General features: G+C 61.6%; 14 protein-coding genes and 1 pseudogene. 3 read left to right on the plus strand and 12 right to left on the minus strand.

What is annotated here, in order from left to right; all coding sequences use genetic code 11:
* The first annotated feature begins 272 nt into the window (after positions 1–272).
* Positions 273–611 carry a P-II family nitrogen regulator gene (locus tag AC0L16_RS26600; RefSeq protein WP_006205430.1) on the plus strand — a complete coding sequence of 113 codons (339 nt, stop codon included), beginning with the start codon at positions 273–275 and terminating at the stop codon, positions 609–611.
* Between the two features lie 54 nt (positions 612–665).
* Entirely contained in the window at positions 666–2,075 is a 1,410-nt protein-coding gene (gene glnA / locus AC0L16_RS26605; RefSeq protein WP_473624275.1) for a type I glutamate--ammonia ligase, read from the plus strand.
* Between the two features lie 167 nt (positions 2,076–2,242).
* On the opposite strand, the gene AC0L16_RS26610 is transcribed toward glnA, so the two are convergent.
* The gene (locus AC0L16_RS26610) at positions 2,243–3,280 is read right to left on the minus strand and encodes a glutamine synthetase beta-grasp domain-containing protein (RefSeq protein WP_473624276.1); all 1,038 of its coding nucleotides are present in this window, start codon (positions 3,278–3,280) and stop codon (positions 2,243–2,245) included.
* A gap of 317 nt (positions 3,281–3,597) precedes the next feature.
* On the opposite strand from AC0L16_RS26610, the gene AC0L16_RS26615 reads away from it, so the two are divergent.
* Positions 3,598–3,792 carry a DUF2735 domain-containing protein gene (locus AC0L16_RS26615; RefSeq protein WP_473624278.1) on the plus strand — a complete coding sequence of 65 codons (195 nt, stop codon included), beginning with the start codon at positions 3,598–3,600 and terminating at the stop codon, positions 3,790–3,792.
* An 87-nt stretch (positions 3,793–3,879) separates the two neighbouring features.
* Here AC0L16_RS26615 and AC0L16_RS26620 read toward each other — a convergent pair whose 3' ends face one another.
* The 11 genes and pseudogenes from AC0L16_RS26620 to rplQ all read right to left on the minus strand — a co-directional run bounded on the left by AC0L16_RS26620 (position 3,880) and on the right by rplQ (position 16,056).
* Complete coding sequence (locus AC0L16_RS26620; RefSeq protein WP_473624279.1) at positions 3,880–5,769, minus strand: MFS transporter; 1,890 nt, start codon at positions 5,767–5,769, stop codon at positions 3,880–3,882.
* Positions 5,770–6,059: 290 nt separating this feature from the next.
* Entirely contained in the window at positions 6,060–6,851 is a 792-nt protein-coding gene (locus tag AC0L16_RS26625; RefSeq protein ID WP_473624280.1) for an ATP12 family chaperone protein, read from the minus strand.
* 11 nt (positions 6,852–6,862) lie between these two features.
* On the minus strand, positions 6,863–7,777 hold the full coding sequence (locus AC0L16_RS26630; protein ID WP_473624316.1) for a DMT family transporter: 915 nt from the start codon (positions 7,775–7,777) through the stop codon (positions 6,863–6,865).
* Between the two features lie 11 nt (positions 7,778–7,788).
* A complete protein-coding gene (locus AC0L16_RS26635) occupies positions 7,789–8,769 on the minus strand; it encodes an RluA family pseudouridine synthase (protein WP_091591186.1) in 981 nt (326 codons plus the stop codon).
* A gap of 134 nt (positions 8,770–8,903) precedes the next feature.
* Positions 8,904–9,281 (minus strand): fluoride efflux transporter CrcB, encoded by a 378-nt coding sequence (crcB, locus tag AC0L16_RS26640; protein ID WP_128186816.1) that lies wholly within the window; start codon positions 9,279–9,281, stop codon positions 8,904–8,906.
* Positions 9,282–9,313: 32 nt separating this feature from the next.
* Positions 9,314–9,691 (minus strand): DUF779 domain-containing protein, encoded by a 378-nt coding sequence (locus tag AC0L16_RS26645; RefSeq protein WP_473624282.1) that lies wholly within the window; start codon positions 9,689–9,691, stop codon positions 9,314–9,316.
* Positions 9,692–9,792: 101 nt separating this feature from the next.
* Entirely contained in the window at positions 9,793–11,310 is a 1,518-nt protein-coding gene (gene adh / locus AC0L16_RS26650; RefSeq protein ID WP_473624283.1) for an aldehyde dehydrogenase, read from the minus strand.
* Between the two features lie 143 nt (positions 11,311–11,453).
* Positions 11,454–12,420: pseudogene (locus AC0L16_RS26655) on the minus strand (GAF domain-containing protein).
* A 160-nt stretch (positions 12,421–12,580) separates the two neighbouring features.
* Positions 12,581–13,891, minus strand: coding sequence for a replication-associated recombination protein A (locus tag AC0L16_RS26660; RefSeq protein WP_473624285.1), 1,311 nt, complete (start codon positions 13,889–13,891; stop codon positions 12,581–12,583).
* Positions 13,892–13,942: 51 nt separating this feature from the next.
* Entirely contained in the window at positions 13,943–15,430 is a 1,488-nt protein-coding gene (locus tag AC0L16_RS26665; protein WP_473624286.1) for a DegQ family serine endoprotease, read from the minus strand.
* 194 nt (positions 15,431–15,624) lie between these two features.
* The gene (rplQ, locus tag AC0L16_RS26670) at positions 15,625–16,056 is read right to left on the minus strand and encodes a 50S ribosomal protein L17 (RefSeq protein WP_023675127.1); all 432 of its coding nucleotides are present in this window, start codon (positions 16,054–16,056) and stop codon (positions 15,625–15,627) included.
* Positions 16,057–16,108 lie beyond the last annotated feature (52 nt).

The following is a 16,108-nucleotide window of genomic DNA, read 5'->3' on the forward strand; positions in this document are numbered from 1 at the left end:
TAGGGACAATGGCGTCGTCGAAGCACAATTGCCCGCGAAATGCTCTATCTGCCCAATTATTGTGCGGACGCTAGCACCGACAATGTGTAGGTTCCCAGTATCCATGACGCATCCAACGCAGCGAATGACGCGAATTTAGCCCTCAACGCGGCATGGCATCGAAATCGCGTGATACCGCTTCGAATCCCCTCAAATTGGCACAGTTCGTGCTTGAAAGAGGCGCAAGCGGGGCTCACAACCCGTCTTTTTTGACAGTGGAGGCCACTTTTTACATGAAAAAGATCGAAGCGATCATCAAGCCGTTCAAGCTAGACGAAGTGAAGGAAGCGCTTCAGGAGGCCGGGCTGCAAGGCATAACCGTAACGGAAGCCAAGGGTTTTGGCCGGCAGAAGGGCCATACCGAACTCTATCGCGGCGCTGAATATGTCGTGGATTTTCTGCCCAAGGTGAAGATCGAGGTCGTGCTCGGCGACGACGCGGTCGAAGGCGCGATCGAAGCCATTCGCAAGGCGGCCCAGACCGGCCGCATCGGCGACGGCAAGATCTTCGTCTCCAACATCGAGGAAGTCGTGCGCATCCGCACCGGCGAAACAGGGATGGACGCGGTCTGAGGATTCTGATTTCAGATCATCTCCTCGAAACGTCATCAGACAGGGAAACATGACATGACGACAGCCAAAGACATCATGAAGCAGATCAAGGACAACGACTTGAAATTCGTTGACCTGCGCTTCACAGATCCGAAGGGCAAGCTGCAGCACGTGACGATGGATGTCGTTGAGGTCGAGGAAGACATGTTTGCCGATGGCGTCATGTTCGACGGATCCTCCATCGCCGGCTGGAAGGCGATCAACGAGTCCGACATGGTGCTGATGCCCGACACCGAGACCGTGCACATGGACCCGTTCTTCGCGCAGTCGACCATGGTCATCCTGTGCGATATCCTCGATCCGATCTCCGGAGAATCCTACAACCGCGACCCGCGCGGCACCGCCAAGAAGGCTGAAGCCTATATGAAAGCGGAAGGCATCGGCGATCAGATCTTCGTCGGCCCGGAAGCCGAGTTCTTCGTGTTCGACGACGTCAAGTACAAGGCCGACCCGTACAACACCGGCTTCAAGCTCGACTCCACCGAATTGCCGTCCAACGACGACACCGACTACGAGACCGGCAATCTCGGCCACCGCCCGCGCATCAAGGGCGGCTATTTCCCGGTGCCGCCGATCGACTCGGCGCAGGACATGCGCTCTGAAATGCTGACCGTGCTCGCCGAAATGGGCGTGCGGGTCGAAAAGCACCACCACGAAGTGGCAGCTGCGCAGCACGAACTCGGCATCAAGTTCGACACGCTGGTCCGCAACGCCGACAAGATGCTGATCTACAAATATGTCGTACATCAGGTTGCTAACGCCTACGGCAAGACGGCCACCTTCATGCCGAAGCCGGTCTTCGGAGACAATGGTTCGGGCATGCATGTCCACCAGTCGATCTGGAAGGAGGGCAAGCCGACCTTCGCCGGCAATGAATATGCCGGTCTCTCGGAGAGCTGCCTGTTTTACATCGGCGGCGTCATCAAGCACGCCAAGGCGATCAACGCTTTCACCAACCCGCTGACCAACTCCTACAAGCGTCTGGTGCCGGGCTATGAAGCGCCGGTGCTGCTGGCCTATTCGGCCCGCAACCGCTCTGCCTCCTGCCGCATCCCGTTCGGCTCGTCGCCGAAGTCCAAGCGCGTCGAGGTCCGCTTCCCCGATCCGGGCGCGAACCCCTACCTCGCCTTTGCCGCCATGCTGATGGCCGGGCTCGACGGCATCAAGAACAAGATCCATCCGGGACAGCCGATGGACAAGGATCTCTATGACCTGCCGCCGAAGGAACTGAAGAAGATCCCGACCGTCTGCGGTTCGCTGCGCGAAGCGTTGCAGAGCCTCGACAAGGACCGCGGCTTCCTGAAGGCAGGCGGCGTCTTCGACGACGACCAGATCGACAGCTACATCGAGCTCAAGATGGCCGAAGTGATGCGCTTCGAAATGACCCCGCATCCGGTCGAGTACGACATGTATTATTCGGTCTGAGCGGACGAGCTAACGACAAACAAAACCCCGCCGGAGCGATCCGGCGGGGTTTTTGTTTGGGATGGCGAACAATCAATTTAGCAGTTGGTGTTGCCGCTTGGCAAAAACGCCGACGCGATGGAGAGCAGTCACGGCGCAGACAGAAAGGTCTGCGCCGTGACGCGTGCTCAGGCAGCGGCTTTCTTCTCAGCCGTGTCCACGGAGGCGATAGTCTTCAGGATCTGGGAAGCGATCTGGTAGGGGTCGCCCTGCGAGTTCGGGCGGCGATCCTCGAGATAGCCCTTGTAGCCGTTGTTGATGAAGGAATGCGGCACGCGGATAGAGGCGCCGCGATCGGCGATGCCATAGCTGAACCTGTTCCAGGGCGCGGTCTCGTGCTTGCCGGTCAAACGCTTGTCGTTGTCCGGCCCGTAGACGGCGATGTGATCCATCAGGTTCTTGTCGAAGGCGGCCATCAGCGCCTCGAAATAGTCCTTGCCGCCGACTTCGCGCATATAAGCAGTCGAGAAGTTGGCGTGCATGCCGGAACCATTCCAGTCGGTGTCGCCGAGCGGCTTGCAGTGGTATTCGATATCGATGCCGTATTTCTCGGTGAGGCGCTGCATCAGGTAGCGGGCCATCCACATCTGGTCGGCGGCCTTCTTGGAGCCCTTGCCAAAAATCTGGAATTCCCACTGCCCCTTGGCCACCTCGGCGTTGATGCCTTCATGGTTGATGCCGGCGGCAAGGCAGAGGTCGAGATGCTCGTCGACGATCTGCCTGGCGACGCTGCCGACGTTGCTGTAGCCGACGCCGGTGTAGTACGGGCCTTGCGGCGCGGGGTAGCCGCTCTCGGGGAAGCCGAGCGGGCGGCCGTCCTTGTAGAAGAAATACTCCTGCTCGAAGCCGAACCAGGCGCCCTCATCGTCGAGGATGGTGGCGCGCTTGTTGGATGCATGCGGCGTCACGCCGTCCGGCATCATCACTTCGCACATGACGAGCACGCCATTGGTGCGCGCGGGATCCGGATAGATGGCGACCGGCTTCAGCACGCAGTCGGACGAGTGGCCTTCGGCCTGCATGGTCGAGGAACCGTCGAAGCCCCACAGCGGAAGCTGGTCGAGCGTCGGGAACTCGGCATATTCCTTGATCTGCGTCTTTCCACGAAGGTTGGGAACCGGAGTGTATCCATCGAGCCAAATGTACTCGAGCTTGTATTTCGTCATTCTAGCCTCTCGTTGCTTTGATCACCGAACCTTGGACGGCGCCGGCATGCCAGCCACCCTGCAGTCGACCTGCCGGATTAGTAAAAAGCAAATCGTGTGCCATTTTCACCGGCCAAGGATGCGGCAAAAGTGACGCCGCATCCCGACAAATCCGGTGCCGCGTAATCGCAACGCGTCCGGATCAATCACAAGCATGTTCTGCATAAATAACAGGCAGATACTGATCTTTTTATAATCATATTGCCTAACTGGATTGCAGAACCTATCTTTGGGAAAGATTGAATCGGCAAGGCTCTGGAGAAGAAGGGAGACCGACTATGGAAATCACTCCTGCCCGTCAGTCGGCCAAAATCCTGATGTTCCCGGCGGCAGCGCGCGCTTCTGCCTCAAATTTAAGCGGAAAGGCTAAGTTCGCGGCAGAGCTTGCTTCATTGCGCAACCATACGGATTTCGGAAGCGGCTGGTATCACGAAGCGGCCATCGAGGAAGAGAAACAGGACCGGAACAGCTAACCTTTCCTCCGCATCGCTTTTGACGAATTGCAAAACCCGGCGCGATCACTCACGCCGGGCTTTTCATTTTTTGCTGTCAGGCGAGGATCAGGTCTTGGCGTGCAAGTCCGTTCCCAGCGTATCCCTGACGAAGATCGTGCCGACGACCAGCGACATCGCCGCGATCACCACCGGATACCAGAGGCCGTAATAGATATCGCCGCTGTAGGCGCTGAGCGCGAACACCGTCGCCGGCAGCAGGCCGCCGAACCAGCCATTGCCGATGTGATAGGGCAACGACATGCCGGTATAGCGGATGCGGGTCGGGAACATCTCGACCAGGATCGCGGCGATCGGTCCGTAGACCATGGTCACGTAAAGGACCAGGACGAACAGGATGCCGATGACCTTTGCCCAGTTGACCTGTTCAGGGTCGGCAAACATCGCAAAGGCGCCTGCTGCCGGGACGCTGTAGACGGTGACCTCAGGCGCTCCCGCCTTGGCCTCTTCGGCCGTCAGCAGCTTGTCCTTGATCGCCCGGTCGGCCGCAACCGTCGTCTTGTCGCCGGCGCGGATTGCGGCGGCGTCGAGCTTCAGTTCCGGATTGGCCGCGACGAAGGCGTCAAGCTTCTGGTCGGCGACCTTGGCCGCAGCACGCTTCAGCGGATAGCCGCCGTCCCGCAAGGCAATGTTGATTGCCTTCTTGAACGCGGCGTCGCTTGAAGTGGCTTTGTCTGCGGCTGCCACGGCATCATAGGATGCCACCGTTGCGGTGCCGATCTTGACACTGGCCGCGGTGCCCGCTGCCGCTGTGGTGACGATGTCATAGGGCACCGAGCTCTTGGCGAGGAAGTCTGTCGCAATGTCGCACGACGTCAGAGGCTTGCGCGTTCCGGTCGGATTGAACTGGAACTTGCAGTCGCCAGGCGCAGCGGTAATCGTGGCACGGGTGTTTTGCTGTGCGGTGGCGAGCGCCGGGTTGGCTGCCCAGGTCAGCGCCTTGAACAGCGGGAAGGTGGTGACGATCGCCAGCGCCAGGCCCGCCATGATGATCGGCTTGCGGCCGATCTTGTCGGAGAGCCAGCCGAACACGACGAAGAAGATCGTGCCGAGCGCCAGCGCGATGGCGATCATGATGTTGACCGACTGGCCGTCGACCTTGAGCACGTTCTGCAGGAAGAACAGCGCGTAGAATTGCCCGTTGTACCAAACCACGGCCTGGCCGGCAGTAAGGCCGAGAAGTGCCAAAATGGCGATCTTGGCATTCTTCCACTGTCCGAAAGCTTCAGTCAGCGGCGCCTTGGAGCCCTTACCCTCGTCCTTCATGCGCTGGAAGGTCGGCGATTCGGCAAGCGACAGTCGAATCCAGACTGATATGCCGAGCAGAATGGCTGAGAGCAGGAATGGAACACGCCAGCCCCAGGCCTCGAAATCCTCCTTGCTCAGCGAATTCTGCACGATAAGGATGACGACCAGCGACAGGAACAGGCCGAGCGTCGCCGTCGTCTGGATCCACGATGTATAGAAGCCGCGACGGTCGTCGGGCGCATGCTCGGCCACATAGGTCGCCGCACCACCATATTCACCACCGAGCGCCAGGCCCTGCAGCATGCGCAGTGCAATCAGGATAATGGGCGCTGCAATGCCCCAGCTTGCCGAACCAGGCAGCAGGCCGACCAGGAAAGTCGACAGGCCCATGATCATGATGGTGACAAGAAAGGTGTATTTGCGACCAACGAGATCGCCGATGCGGCCGAACACCAGCGCGCCGAACGGGCGCACGAGGAAGCCGGCGGCGAAAACCAGCAGCGTAAAGATGTTGCGCGTCGCTTCCGGATACGAATTGAAGAATGTCGAGCCGATCGCGGCCGCCAATGCGCCGTAGAGATAGAAATCGTACCATTCGAAAACGGTGCCGAGCGAGGAAGCGAAGATGACTTTCTTCTCTTCCCGCGTCATTCCGCGGCTTGCTCTGCCGGCGGTCACTGCCATTGCCATGAATTCATCCTCCCGTGACATCTCGCTGTGCTTGATGCTGCACGGTGTCGCCTCTGGACACGAACTCGGGCAGCTATCGCCGCGAGAAGTGACAGAAAGCGCCGCCTAGAGGCAGCCCGTCTTTGGGATTATGACTTTGGTCCAATGCATCGGCCCGAAGATCGGAATTCGATCCTCGGAAAGCACACTATGCATAGATTCAAAGTGTTAGAGCGTACTTTGCACGTCCAACTGGAACGCACGTCGCTCCAATGGGGCAAGGCGAAACGAATGAGCGCGGCGATTTGCGGTCAGCCCTTGAGCGCCTCGAGGAGACCGACGGCGGCCATCATGTCGCGCTTGCGGTGGGCACGGCGGGCGACAGCTTCCGCGTCATGGCCCCAGTGCTCGGCCTGCCAGTCCTCGTCGACATGACCGGCGGCCCAGGCTGCCTCGCCGTCGATCTCGCCGAAATCGACGGCCAGCGCCAGCAACGCCGATCCGGTCAGCGAGGTCATGACGTGGATGGCGGCAAGGCGGAGCGGGTCGGCACGCTGGGCAAGATGAACGCCGAGCACCGCAATGCTCTCGCGCGGCTGCTCGACATGGATCACCCCTTCGGCGAGGTGAAACCGGGCGCCGAGCGCGCTCCGCGCCCAATCGATGACGGGATCCCAATATTCGTTCTGCCGATCGACCAGCCCCTGCGGGGCGTCGGCGCGATAGCAGAGCAGGTCGGACGAGGCAAAGCGCAGGATGTCCTCCAAAACCGCCTGCGGGTCGTTGGCGACGCCGTCGATGGCTGTGTTGACCAGACGCATGACCGGCATCGTCATCGGGTCGATGGTCTCGCCTTGCGCAGCGAACTCGCCGGCGACCAGAGCGGCGGCTTTTTCGGTCGGCAGGATCAGGACCGCCTTGCCCGGCGTGCGGACCGGCTTGCCATCGAGATGAACGGCAAAACCAGCTTCGGCCGATACGACCGAGACGGCTTTGTAGAAGCGTTTCGGCAGCTGCGTCTTCATCTGGATCTGGGCACGGTGTACCGGATCCGGATCGGACAGCTGCTTTCCCGCTTCGAGGTCGTTGAGAGTATCGCGCATGCCGGAGCCTTTCATCCGGGGATCTGTTTTCGGGCCGGCCGATTCACGATGATCAGACCGGCTGCGATGAGGCCGAGTGCCAGGAAAATACGGATGGTCAGCGGCTCGTTCAAGAAGATGGCGTCGCACAGCACGCCGAACACCGGCGACAGGAAGGTAAAACTCGACAGGCCCGATGCCGGATAGCGCCGCAGCAGCCAGAACCAAAGCACATAGGTGAAGGCGACGATGTAGACCGCCTGGAAAAGCAGGGCCAAGGTCGGTAAAGCGGCGAAGTCGCGGACGGGCGGCCCGGCGAAAGGCAGCACCAACGCGCCGACCATCGCAGCGCCGGCCAGTTGGTAGAGCAACAACTTCTCGGCGCTGGTTTCCGCCAATTTCGTGCGCTTGATGACGATGTAGGTCAAGGCCCACAGAATGCCGGCGCCGAGACTGAGCAGATCACCAATCAGAGTCGCACCATTATCGGCGCTCAACTGATCGGAGAACACCGCGACCAGGCCGGCGAAAGCGAGCAGAAGGCCGACGAGCCGGCGCGCGGTAATGCGTTCGTTCAGCAGGAAATGCCCGCCGACCAGCACCCAGAACGGCATGGTGTTGACCAGCAAGGTGTTGCGCGCCACGGTCGTCTGTTCGAGCCCGACATAGAGAAACAGGAACTCGAGACCAAAAAGCGCGCCCGCCAGAATGCCGGCGACAAGCGTTCCGTCGCGGCTGAAAAGCGCAATGCCGCGCCATCGACACCAGGCGAGGACGCACAGCCCGCCAATGACCGACCGTGCGATCGACAGGAAAACAGGGTCGTAGCCGGCATAGGAGATCTTGGCGGCGACGTAGTTCAGCCCCCAGGAAAAGGTCAGTCCGACCATGATGGCGGCGGCGGCCATGTCGACCCTGTCGCGGCGGTCGAGCGTATCGGTGGCCATACCCACTGGAACTAGTCCTCCGCGCTGGCGTCGTCGAAGCCGATCAGGTTCCAGCTCTGGCGCATGTGCGGCGGCATCGGTGCGGTGACGTCGATAAAACCCTTGTCGGGATGCGGGATGACGATGCGGCGCGCGTGCAGATGCAGGCGGTTCTGCATGCCGCCGGGAAAATCCCAATTGGTGTCGGCCTCGAAATATTTGGGATCGCCGATGATCGGACAGCCGATGTGAGCGGCATGGACGCGAAGCTGGTGGGTGCGGCCGGTATAAGGCTCCATCTCCAGCCAGGACAGGGTCTGCGCCGCCTGCTCGACGATCCTGTAGTAGGACACCGCATGGTCGGCGCCCTTTTCGCCATGCTTGGCGACGCGCACCCGGTCGCCGTCGGGCGTCGGCTCCTTGATCAGCCAGGTCGAGATCTTGTCCTCGCGCTTCGGCGGCACGCCCTTGACCAGCGCCCAGTAAGTCTTCTTGGTCTCACGCGCCCGGAACGCTTCGGCAAGCTTCATGGCGGCGAGCCTGGTGCGGGCGACGACGAGCACGCCTGACGTGTCGCGGTCGAGCCGATGCACCAGACGCGGTTTCTCGCCCTTCTGGCTGCGCCAGGCTTCCAGCATGTCGTCGACATTGCGGGTGACACCTGAGCCACCCTGGACGGCGAGGCCGGCCGGCTTGTTGAAGACAAACACTTTCGGATCTTCATGGATGAGCATCTTGGCCAGAACGTCGGCGTCGCCCTGGTTGCGGATCGAGTGACCGGTGAGCGGGCTCTCGCCCTTCTTGTCCACTTCGAGCGGTGGGATGCGAACCGTCTGGCCCGGCTCGACGCGGGTATCGGCCTTAACCCTGCCGCCATCGACACGGATCTGGCCGGAGCGCAGCAGTTTTTGCAGATGGCCGAAGCCAAGACCCGGAAAATGGGTCTTGAACCAGCGGTCGAGCCGCATGCCCGCCTCGCCGGCCTCCACCGTGATCTGTTCTACGCCTGCCATTGTCTCGTTTTTACCCGTTTCTAGCGCATGACCTGAAATCGATTTTCGGAAAGGGTGACGCGCAAAATCAAAAAGCTGCAGCGTCCTTGGCGCGTCCTGAGGGACACGCGGTGCTGTAAGCGGGGGCAATAGCATTAAGGCAGGCTTCTTGCGAGCCAAAGACCCAGAAACAGGGCAATGATCGCGCCAATCAGGCTGGCAAGGGCATATCCGAACGCCGGCAGCGTCGCGCCGCGCTCCCACAGCGTCGCAAAGTCGAGCGAAAAGGCGGAGAAAGTGGTGAAGCCGCCGAGGATGCCGGTGGCAACGAACAGCCGAAGCTCGTTCGATCCGCCGTAGCGCCGTGCCAGGGTCGTGATGAACAGGCCCATGGCAAAGGAGCCGACAATGTTGATCGCCATCGTGCCCCAGGGAAAACTCGGGCCGACAAGACGCAGCGCAATGAAATTGACGACGTGCCGGAGCCCGGCACCAATAGCGCCGCCCGCGGCAACGAGGAGGAGATTGATCATCGCCGTTTACTGCCCTTACAGGGCACTCCCGGTCAATCCCTGCCATTTGCGCTTGGCGTCGGGGAGACTGCACAGATTGTTGAACGCGTCAGAAATCGCTTCTCACGCCCATTGTCGAGCGAGAACATTCCACCCCTGCCCGGCACTACGTCGATAATCAAATCAGTATGTTTCCACACCTGATACTGCGAAGCACTGATATAGACCGGTGTTTCGCCGATATCGCCGAGCCAAACGTCATTCTCGCCAACGATGAAATCGCCTTGCGGATAACACATGGGCGATGAACCGTCGCAGCAACCGCCGGACTGATGAAAGAGAACCGGACCGTGATCGGCAATGATTTCCGCCAGGAAGGTTTTGGCTCCCGGCGTGGCGGAGACTTTCCCCAAGGAAACTTTGTCAGGCATGCTGATATCCTCAAATGATCGGGGCGCGGCGATGCCAACCGCGCCCTTTCAAAGATCGCGCATGATCTGCCTGAAGGAGCCTCGCCCAGCGTGGGAAGCGATCAGAAGAAACCGAGCTTCTTCGGGCTGTAGCTGACCAGCATGTTCTTCGTCTGCTGATAGTGATCGAGCATCATCTTGTGGGTCTCGCGGCCAATCCCGGACTGCTTGTATCCGCCAAACGCCGCATGTGCCGGATAGGCGTGGTAGCAGTTGGTCCACACACGGCCCGCCTGGATCGCGCGGCCGAAGCGATAGCAACGGTTCGCGTCGCGGCTCCAGATGCCGGCCCCCAGCCCATAAAGCGTGTCATTAGCGATCGATAGCGCCTCATCATCATCCTTGAAGGTGGTGACCGAAACTACTGGCCCGAAGATCTCCTCCTGGAAGACACGCATCTTGTTGTGGCCCTTGAACACCGTCGGCTTAACGTAGTAGCCGCCTGCCAAGTCGCCGGGCAGATGGTTCTGTGAACCGCCGGCCAGGACCTCGGCACCTTCCTGCCGCCCGATGTCGAAATAGGACAGGATCTTCGCCAGTTGTTCAGACGATGCCTGCGCGCCGATCATGGTCGCCGGATTGCGCGGGTCGCCCTGGACAATCGCCTCGACGCGCTTCAACGCGCGTTCCATGAACTGGTCGTAGATTTTCTCATGTACCAGCGCACGGCTCGGGCAGGTACAGACCTCGCCCTGGTTGAGCGCGAACATGACGAAGCCTTCTATCGCCTTGTCGAAGAAGTCGTCGTCCTCGGCTGTCACGTCCTTGAAGAAGATGTTGGGAGATTTGCCGCCGAGTTCCAGCGTAACCGGGATCAGATTCTGGCTTGCGTACTGCATGATCAGCCGGCCCGTCGTCGTCTCGCCGGTGAAGGCGATCTTGGCGATGCGCGGCGATGACGCGAGTGGCTTGCCGGCCTCGAGGCCAAAGCCGTTGACGATGTTGAGCGCGCCGGCTGGCAGCAGATCGCCGATCAGGTCAATCCACAGCAGGATCGAGGCAGGCGTCTGCTCGGCCGGCTTCAGCACCACACAGTTGCCGGCGGCGAGCGCCGGCGCCAGCTTCCAGCAGGCCATCAGCAACGGGAAGTTCCAGGGGATGATCTGGCCGACGACGCCCAGCGGCTCATGAAAATGATAGGCGACCGTGTCGTCATCGATCTGGGACAGGCTGCCCTCCTGGCCGCGAAGCGCCCCGGCAAAATAGCGGAAATGATCGATGGCGAGCGGCAGGTCAGCGGCTGTCGTTTCGCGGATCGGCTTGCCATTGTCCCAGGTCTCGGCGAGCGCGAGAAGATCGAGATTCTCCTCCATGCGGTCGGCGATGCGGTTCAGGATCAGCGCGCGCTCCGCTACGCTGGTGCGGCCCCAGGCATCTTTTGCCTTGTGCGCGGCATCGAGCGCAGCCTCAACGTCGGCAGCGTCGGAGCGGGCAATTTCGCCCAGCGGTTGACCGTTCACCGGTGAGATGTTCTCGAAATATCTTCCGGATTTCGGAGCAACCCATGTGCCGCCGATGTAGTTGTCATAGCGCTTGGCAAAGGGGGCCTTGGCCGTGCGGAAAAATTCAACCTTGTTCATTGTTTTCCTCCCAGGAACCGGCGCCACGGAATGTGTCGCGTCACGAGGGAGAGTTGCCGCATGACCCGGGGCTTGTCAGCCCCTGCCAATCGGTCGCTGGCGCCGACTGTCGCAGTTCTGCGACAGGTTCGCGTCTGAAAAACTCAGTGCGGTCGCCGGATGCCGAACCGGGCAAGCTTGCGATGGAGCGTGGCACGCGAAATACCAAGAGTTTGTGCTGCGGCAGAAACATTGCCGTCGGCACGCGTGATCGCCCGCTGGATCACGCCGCGCTCTGCCTCGCCCAGTTCTTCGGCGGCGTTGGCGGAGTCGCCGAGGATGTCGGCGGCTGGCAGTCCTTTGGTCAAGCCCTGTTGAGTGATGCCGAGAGCCAATCGCGCCGAACGCGTCGCGCCGACCACCAGATCATCGGCATCGACAGCCAGCAGCGTGCTGGCACTGCACTCGGTCGCTGGCGCCAGCAGGACGCGGGCATTCGAAAAGGCCCGGCGAAAATTGTCCGCTTCGATGCGACGTGCAGCATCGCCCACTGCCACGGAGATCAGGTTGACGAAGTCTTCGGTCAGATCTGACCTGCATGACGACACATCGAGCGCAGCCGTCAGCTTGCCTTCGTGATCATAGACCGGCGCAGTCGTACAACTGAGCAGCGTGTGCGCGAGAAGAAGTGCTGGTCGCGGTGAATGGTAAGGGGACGCTGATCGGCAAGGCAAGTACCGATGCCGTTGGTGTGCCTTCGCTGTCCTCACTCCACACCGTGCCTGTCCACAGACCCCATTCGTCGAACGTGTCGTCATCGGCGGAAGCACCTCGGCGTTCGATCGGAATACCGTCGCGATCGGCGAGCATCACGCAGCAACCGATGCCGCCGACTGCCAAATACAGGCGATCAAGGCTTGCATCCGCAGCACGAAGCAGTGGCTCCATTCGTTGCCGCGCCTGCCTGAGTTCACCCTCAGTCAGACGCCTCGGCGCCTTTCGTTCTGCGGGATCGAGCCCATGCAATGTAAGCGAGCGCCTCCAGGAGGCGATCAGCGCGGAACGGGCTGCATCGCTGGTGGCGATGGCTGCCTGGACAACATCCGCATGATGGGCCGGCTGTCCGCTCACCTCTTTCTCCCGGAGCGAGATGCCGCTTCAACCTCCCGGCAGCATCGCTCGCATTGCGTTCTATGGGATCGCGGGCCGATGCCGCTATAAGACGATGGTTCAACACTGGCGCCCGAGGACATCTCGTGCCGAAGCGTGAGAGTTGCAGAGCTCGGCAGCCCTACTTTTGCCGCTCGCGGCGCAGCTTCGCCCAATAATCGAGCCGCTTCTTGATATCACGCTCGAAGCCGCGCTCGGGCGGATCATAGAATGTGCGGCGGCCCATCTTTTCCGGAAAATAATCCTGTCCGGAAAAAGCGTCCGGCTCGTCGTGGTCGTAACGGTAGCCGGCGCCGTAATCTTCTTCCTTCATCAGCTTGGTCGGCGCGTTGAGGATGTGTTTGGGCGGCAGCAGCGAGCCGAACTCCTTCGCCGCCTGAGTGGCGGCCTTGAAGGCGGTGTAGACGGCATTGGATTTGGGCGCGATGGCGAGATAGACCGTGGCCTCGGCGAAGGCGAGCTCACCCTCCGGCGAGCCCAGATAGTCGTAGGCGTCCTTGGCGGCGTTGGCGATGACCAGCGCCTGCGGGTCTGCCAGCCCGATATCCTCCATCGCCATGCGCACCAGGCGGCGGCCGAGATAGAGCGGATCCTCGCCGGCGTCGAACATGCGGGCGAGATAATAGAGGGCGGCATCCGGGTCGGAGCCGCGCACCGATTTGTGCAGCGCCGAGATCAGATTGTAGTGGCCGTCCTGGCCCTTGTCGTAGATCGGCGCGCGGCGCTGGACGATGCGCTGCAGGCCCTCGCCGCCGAACACCTCGGCTGACTTGGCGGCGCGCCAGACCTCTTCTGCCAGCGTCAGCGCCGCACGGCCATCGCCATCGCTCATGCGGACGAGCATCGCCCTCGCCTCATTGTCGAGCGGCAGCGCCCTGCCCTCGCTCTCTTCGGCCCGGGCCAGCAGTTTTGCGATGCTGTCCTCACCGAGCGAATGGAAGACCAGCACGCGCGCGCGAGACAGAAGCGCCGCGTTCAGCTCGAAGGACGGGTTCTCCGTCGTGGCGCCAACCAGCACGACGGTGCCGTCTTCCATCACAGGCAGAAAACTGTCCTGCTGGGCCCGGTTGAAGCGATGGATCTCGTCGACGAAGAGCAGCGTCTGACGGCCGTTGGTGCGGCGCAGCTTCGCCGCCTCGAACACTTTCTTCAGGTCGGCGACACCGGAAAACACCGCCGATATCTGCTGGAACGCAAGGCTGGTTTCGCCGGCAAGCAGCCGCGCGACCGTGGTCTTGCCCGTCCCAGGCGGCCCCCAGAAGATCATCGAGCCGAGCGAGCCGGAGCCGATCAGCCGAGTCAGCGCGCCGTCGGGTCCGGTCAGATGTTCCTGGCCGACGACCTCGCTGAGGTTCTGCGGGCGCAGCCTGTCGGCCAGCGGCCTGCCGGGCGGCGCCTTTTCCGGTTCATCGACACTGAACAGATCGGCCATGCACTTCTTTTCGTTGGAGCGCGATCTCGTCCGAAGGATCGACGCTCGGGCTCAGTAACGCAACACCTGGCGCAGTATCTGCCCGCCGCGCTCGACGGTAAAGCGCCACCAGCGCGTCTCCTGCATGGCTGCCTGTTCCAGGGTCGCGGCGGTATCGATGGTCAAGCCGTTGACCTCGCGAACGATGTCGCCCGGCTGGAAGCCGAAACCAGCTGCCGGCGAACCGCGATTGATGTCGATCACCGTAACACCCTTGACGTCCGTGCGGATGCCGAGCCGCTGGGCGAGCCGCGGCGACAGTTCCGCAACCTTGGCACCGGAGAACGGGCTGCGACCGCGCAGCGTCACTTCCGCGAGTTTTGCACCTTCCGGCGCACGCTCCAGCGCGATGTCCATCGCCGCTTGCTGGCCTTTGCTCAGAACGGCGAAGCTGGCGTTGGTGCCGATCGACAGCGTCGCCATCCGGTAATCCAGCGCCTCGATACTCTCGACCGGCGTGCCATTGAGCGACAGCACGACGTCACCGGCCTTGAGCCCCGCCTTGGCCGCCGGCCCGGCTTCGTCGACGGACGAAACCAGCGCCCCGGTCGGCGTCTCGAGACCGAGCGATTCGGCGATTTGCGGCGTCACGCGCTCGAATTCGGCGCCGATATACGGCCGCTCGAAGAAGTCGCGCCCGGCCTTGGCCGCATCGGCAAAAGCGCGAACCATATTGGAGGGAATAGCAAAGCCGATGCCGATCGAGCCGCCGCTGCGGCTGTAGATCGCCGTGTTTATGCCGACCAGTTGGCCACCCATGTTGATCAGCGCACCACCGGAATTGCCGGGGTTGATCGCGGCGTCGGTCTGGATGAAGAAACTGGAATCGGAAACGCCGATGTGGCTGCGGGCAAGCGCGGAAACGATGCCGCTGGTGGTGGTCTGGCCGACACCGAAAGGGTTGCCGATGGCCAACAACAGGTCGCCAACCTCGAGCGCGTCGGAATCGCCGATGGCGACGACCGGAAATGGCTTGTCGGCGGAGATCTTGAGCACGGCGAGGTCAAGCGTCTCGTCCTTGAGCAGCACTTTGCTGTCGAACTCACGCCCGTCCGCGGTGGCGACCTTGACCTGATCGGCGTCCTTGATGACGTGGAAATTGGTGACCACTATGCCTGTCGGGTCGACCAGCACGCCGGAGCCGAGCGAGGACTGCGCACGCGGCTGCGAACGGCCGAAGAACTCTTCGAAGAACGGATCGCCGTCGAAGGGCGACCTCAGCCTGGCCGTTTGCGAGGCATAGACATTGACCACGGCCGGCGCCGTCTGCTTGACCAGCGGCGCAAACGACAGTTGCATCTCCTCGCGGCCGAATGGCACGCGCTTGTCTGGGCCGGAGGTGGCATTTTCGCCTTCGGCGCCGCGCAACATGTCGGTCAGCACGTCGGACAGACCGGGATCGGCCTTGGTGTCCTGAGCCAGCGCCTGCCTGGCCGCCGGCACGACTGCCGCCGCCATCAAGGCGCAGAGTAGAACAAGGGACATCCGTTTTACGCGCATTCCGAATCCTCCGGGGTCGGGCGCCATTGTCCCGACGATTGTGCAAAATGAAAGGCTAAGTCGATGTAATTGAATTATTCTCGAGGAAAAGACATGGGCTTAAGTCAAGGCAATCCCCGCAATGCTCCCTACCGCTTCCAGAATGCACAAAAGGGCCCGCAGGCCCTTTTGAACTCTTTCAGGAAAACCGAAGCTTATGCGGCCGCGGCTTCCTCTTCGGTGCCTTCTGCCTCGATGCGGGCACGGTCGCCGGCCCCCTTGGCCGAGGTGTCGCGATCGACGAACTCGATGACCGCCATGGCGGCATTGTCGCCGTGGCGGAAGCCCGCCTTCATGATCCGCAGATAGCCGCCGTTGCGGGTGGCGTAGCGCGGCGCGATCGTGTCGAACAGGCGCTTGACGACGCCTTCATTGCCGATCTGCGCAATCACCTGGCGGCGGGCGTGCAGGTCGCCGCGCTTGCCGAGCGTCACCAGCTTCTCGACGATCGGACGCAGATCCTTCGCCTTCGGCAAGGTGGTGAGGATCTGCTCATGCTCGATGAGCGACACGGCAAGATTGGCAAACATCGACTTGCGGTGGCTGATGCTGCGGGCGAACCGGCGGCCTTTAAATCCGTGGCGCATGGCTCTTCTCCTGGTGTTGTGGGCGGTTGGCCCGGCTGTTTCGTTTTGTGAA

The organism is Mesorhizobium sp. WSM4848, assembly GCF_055811375.1.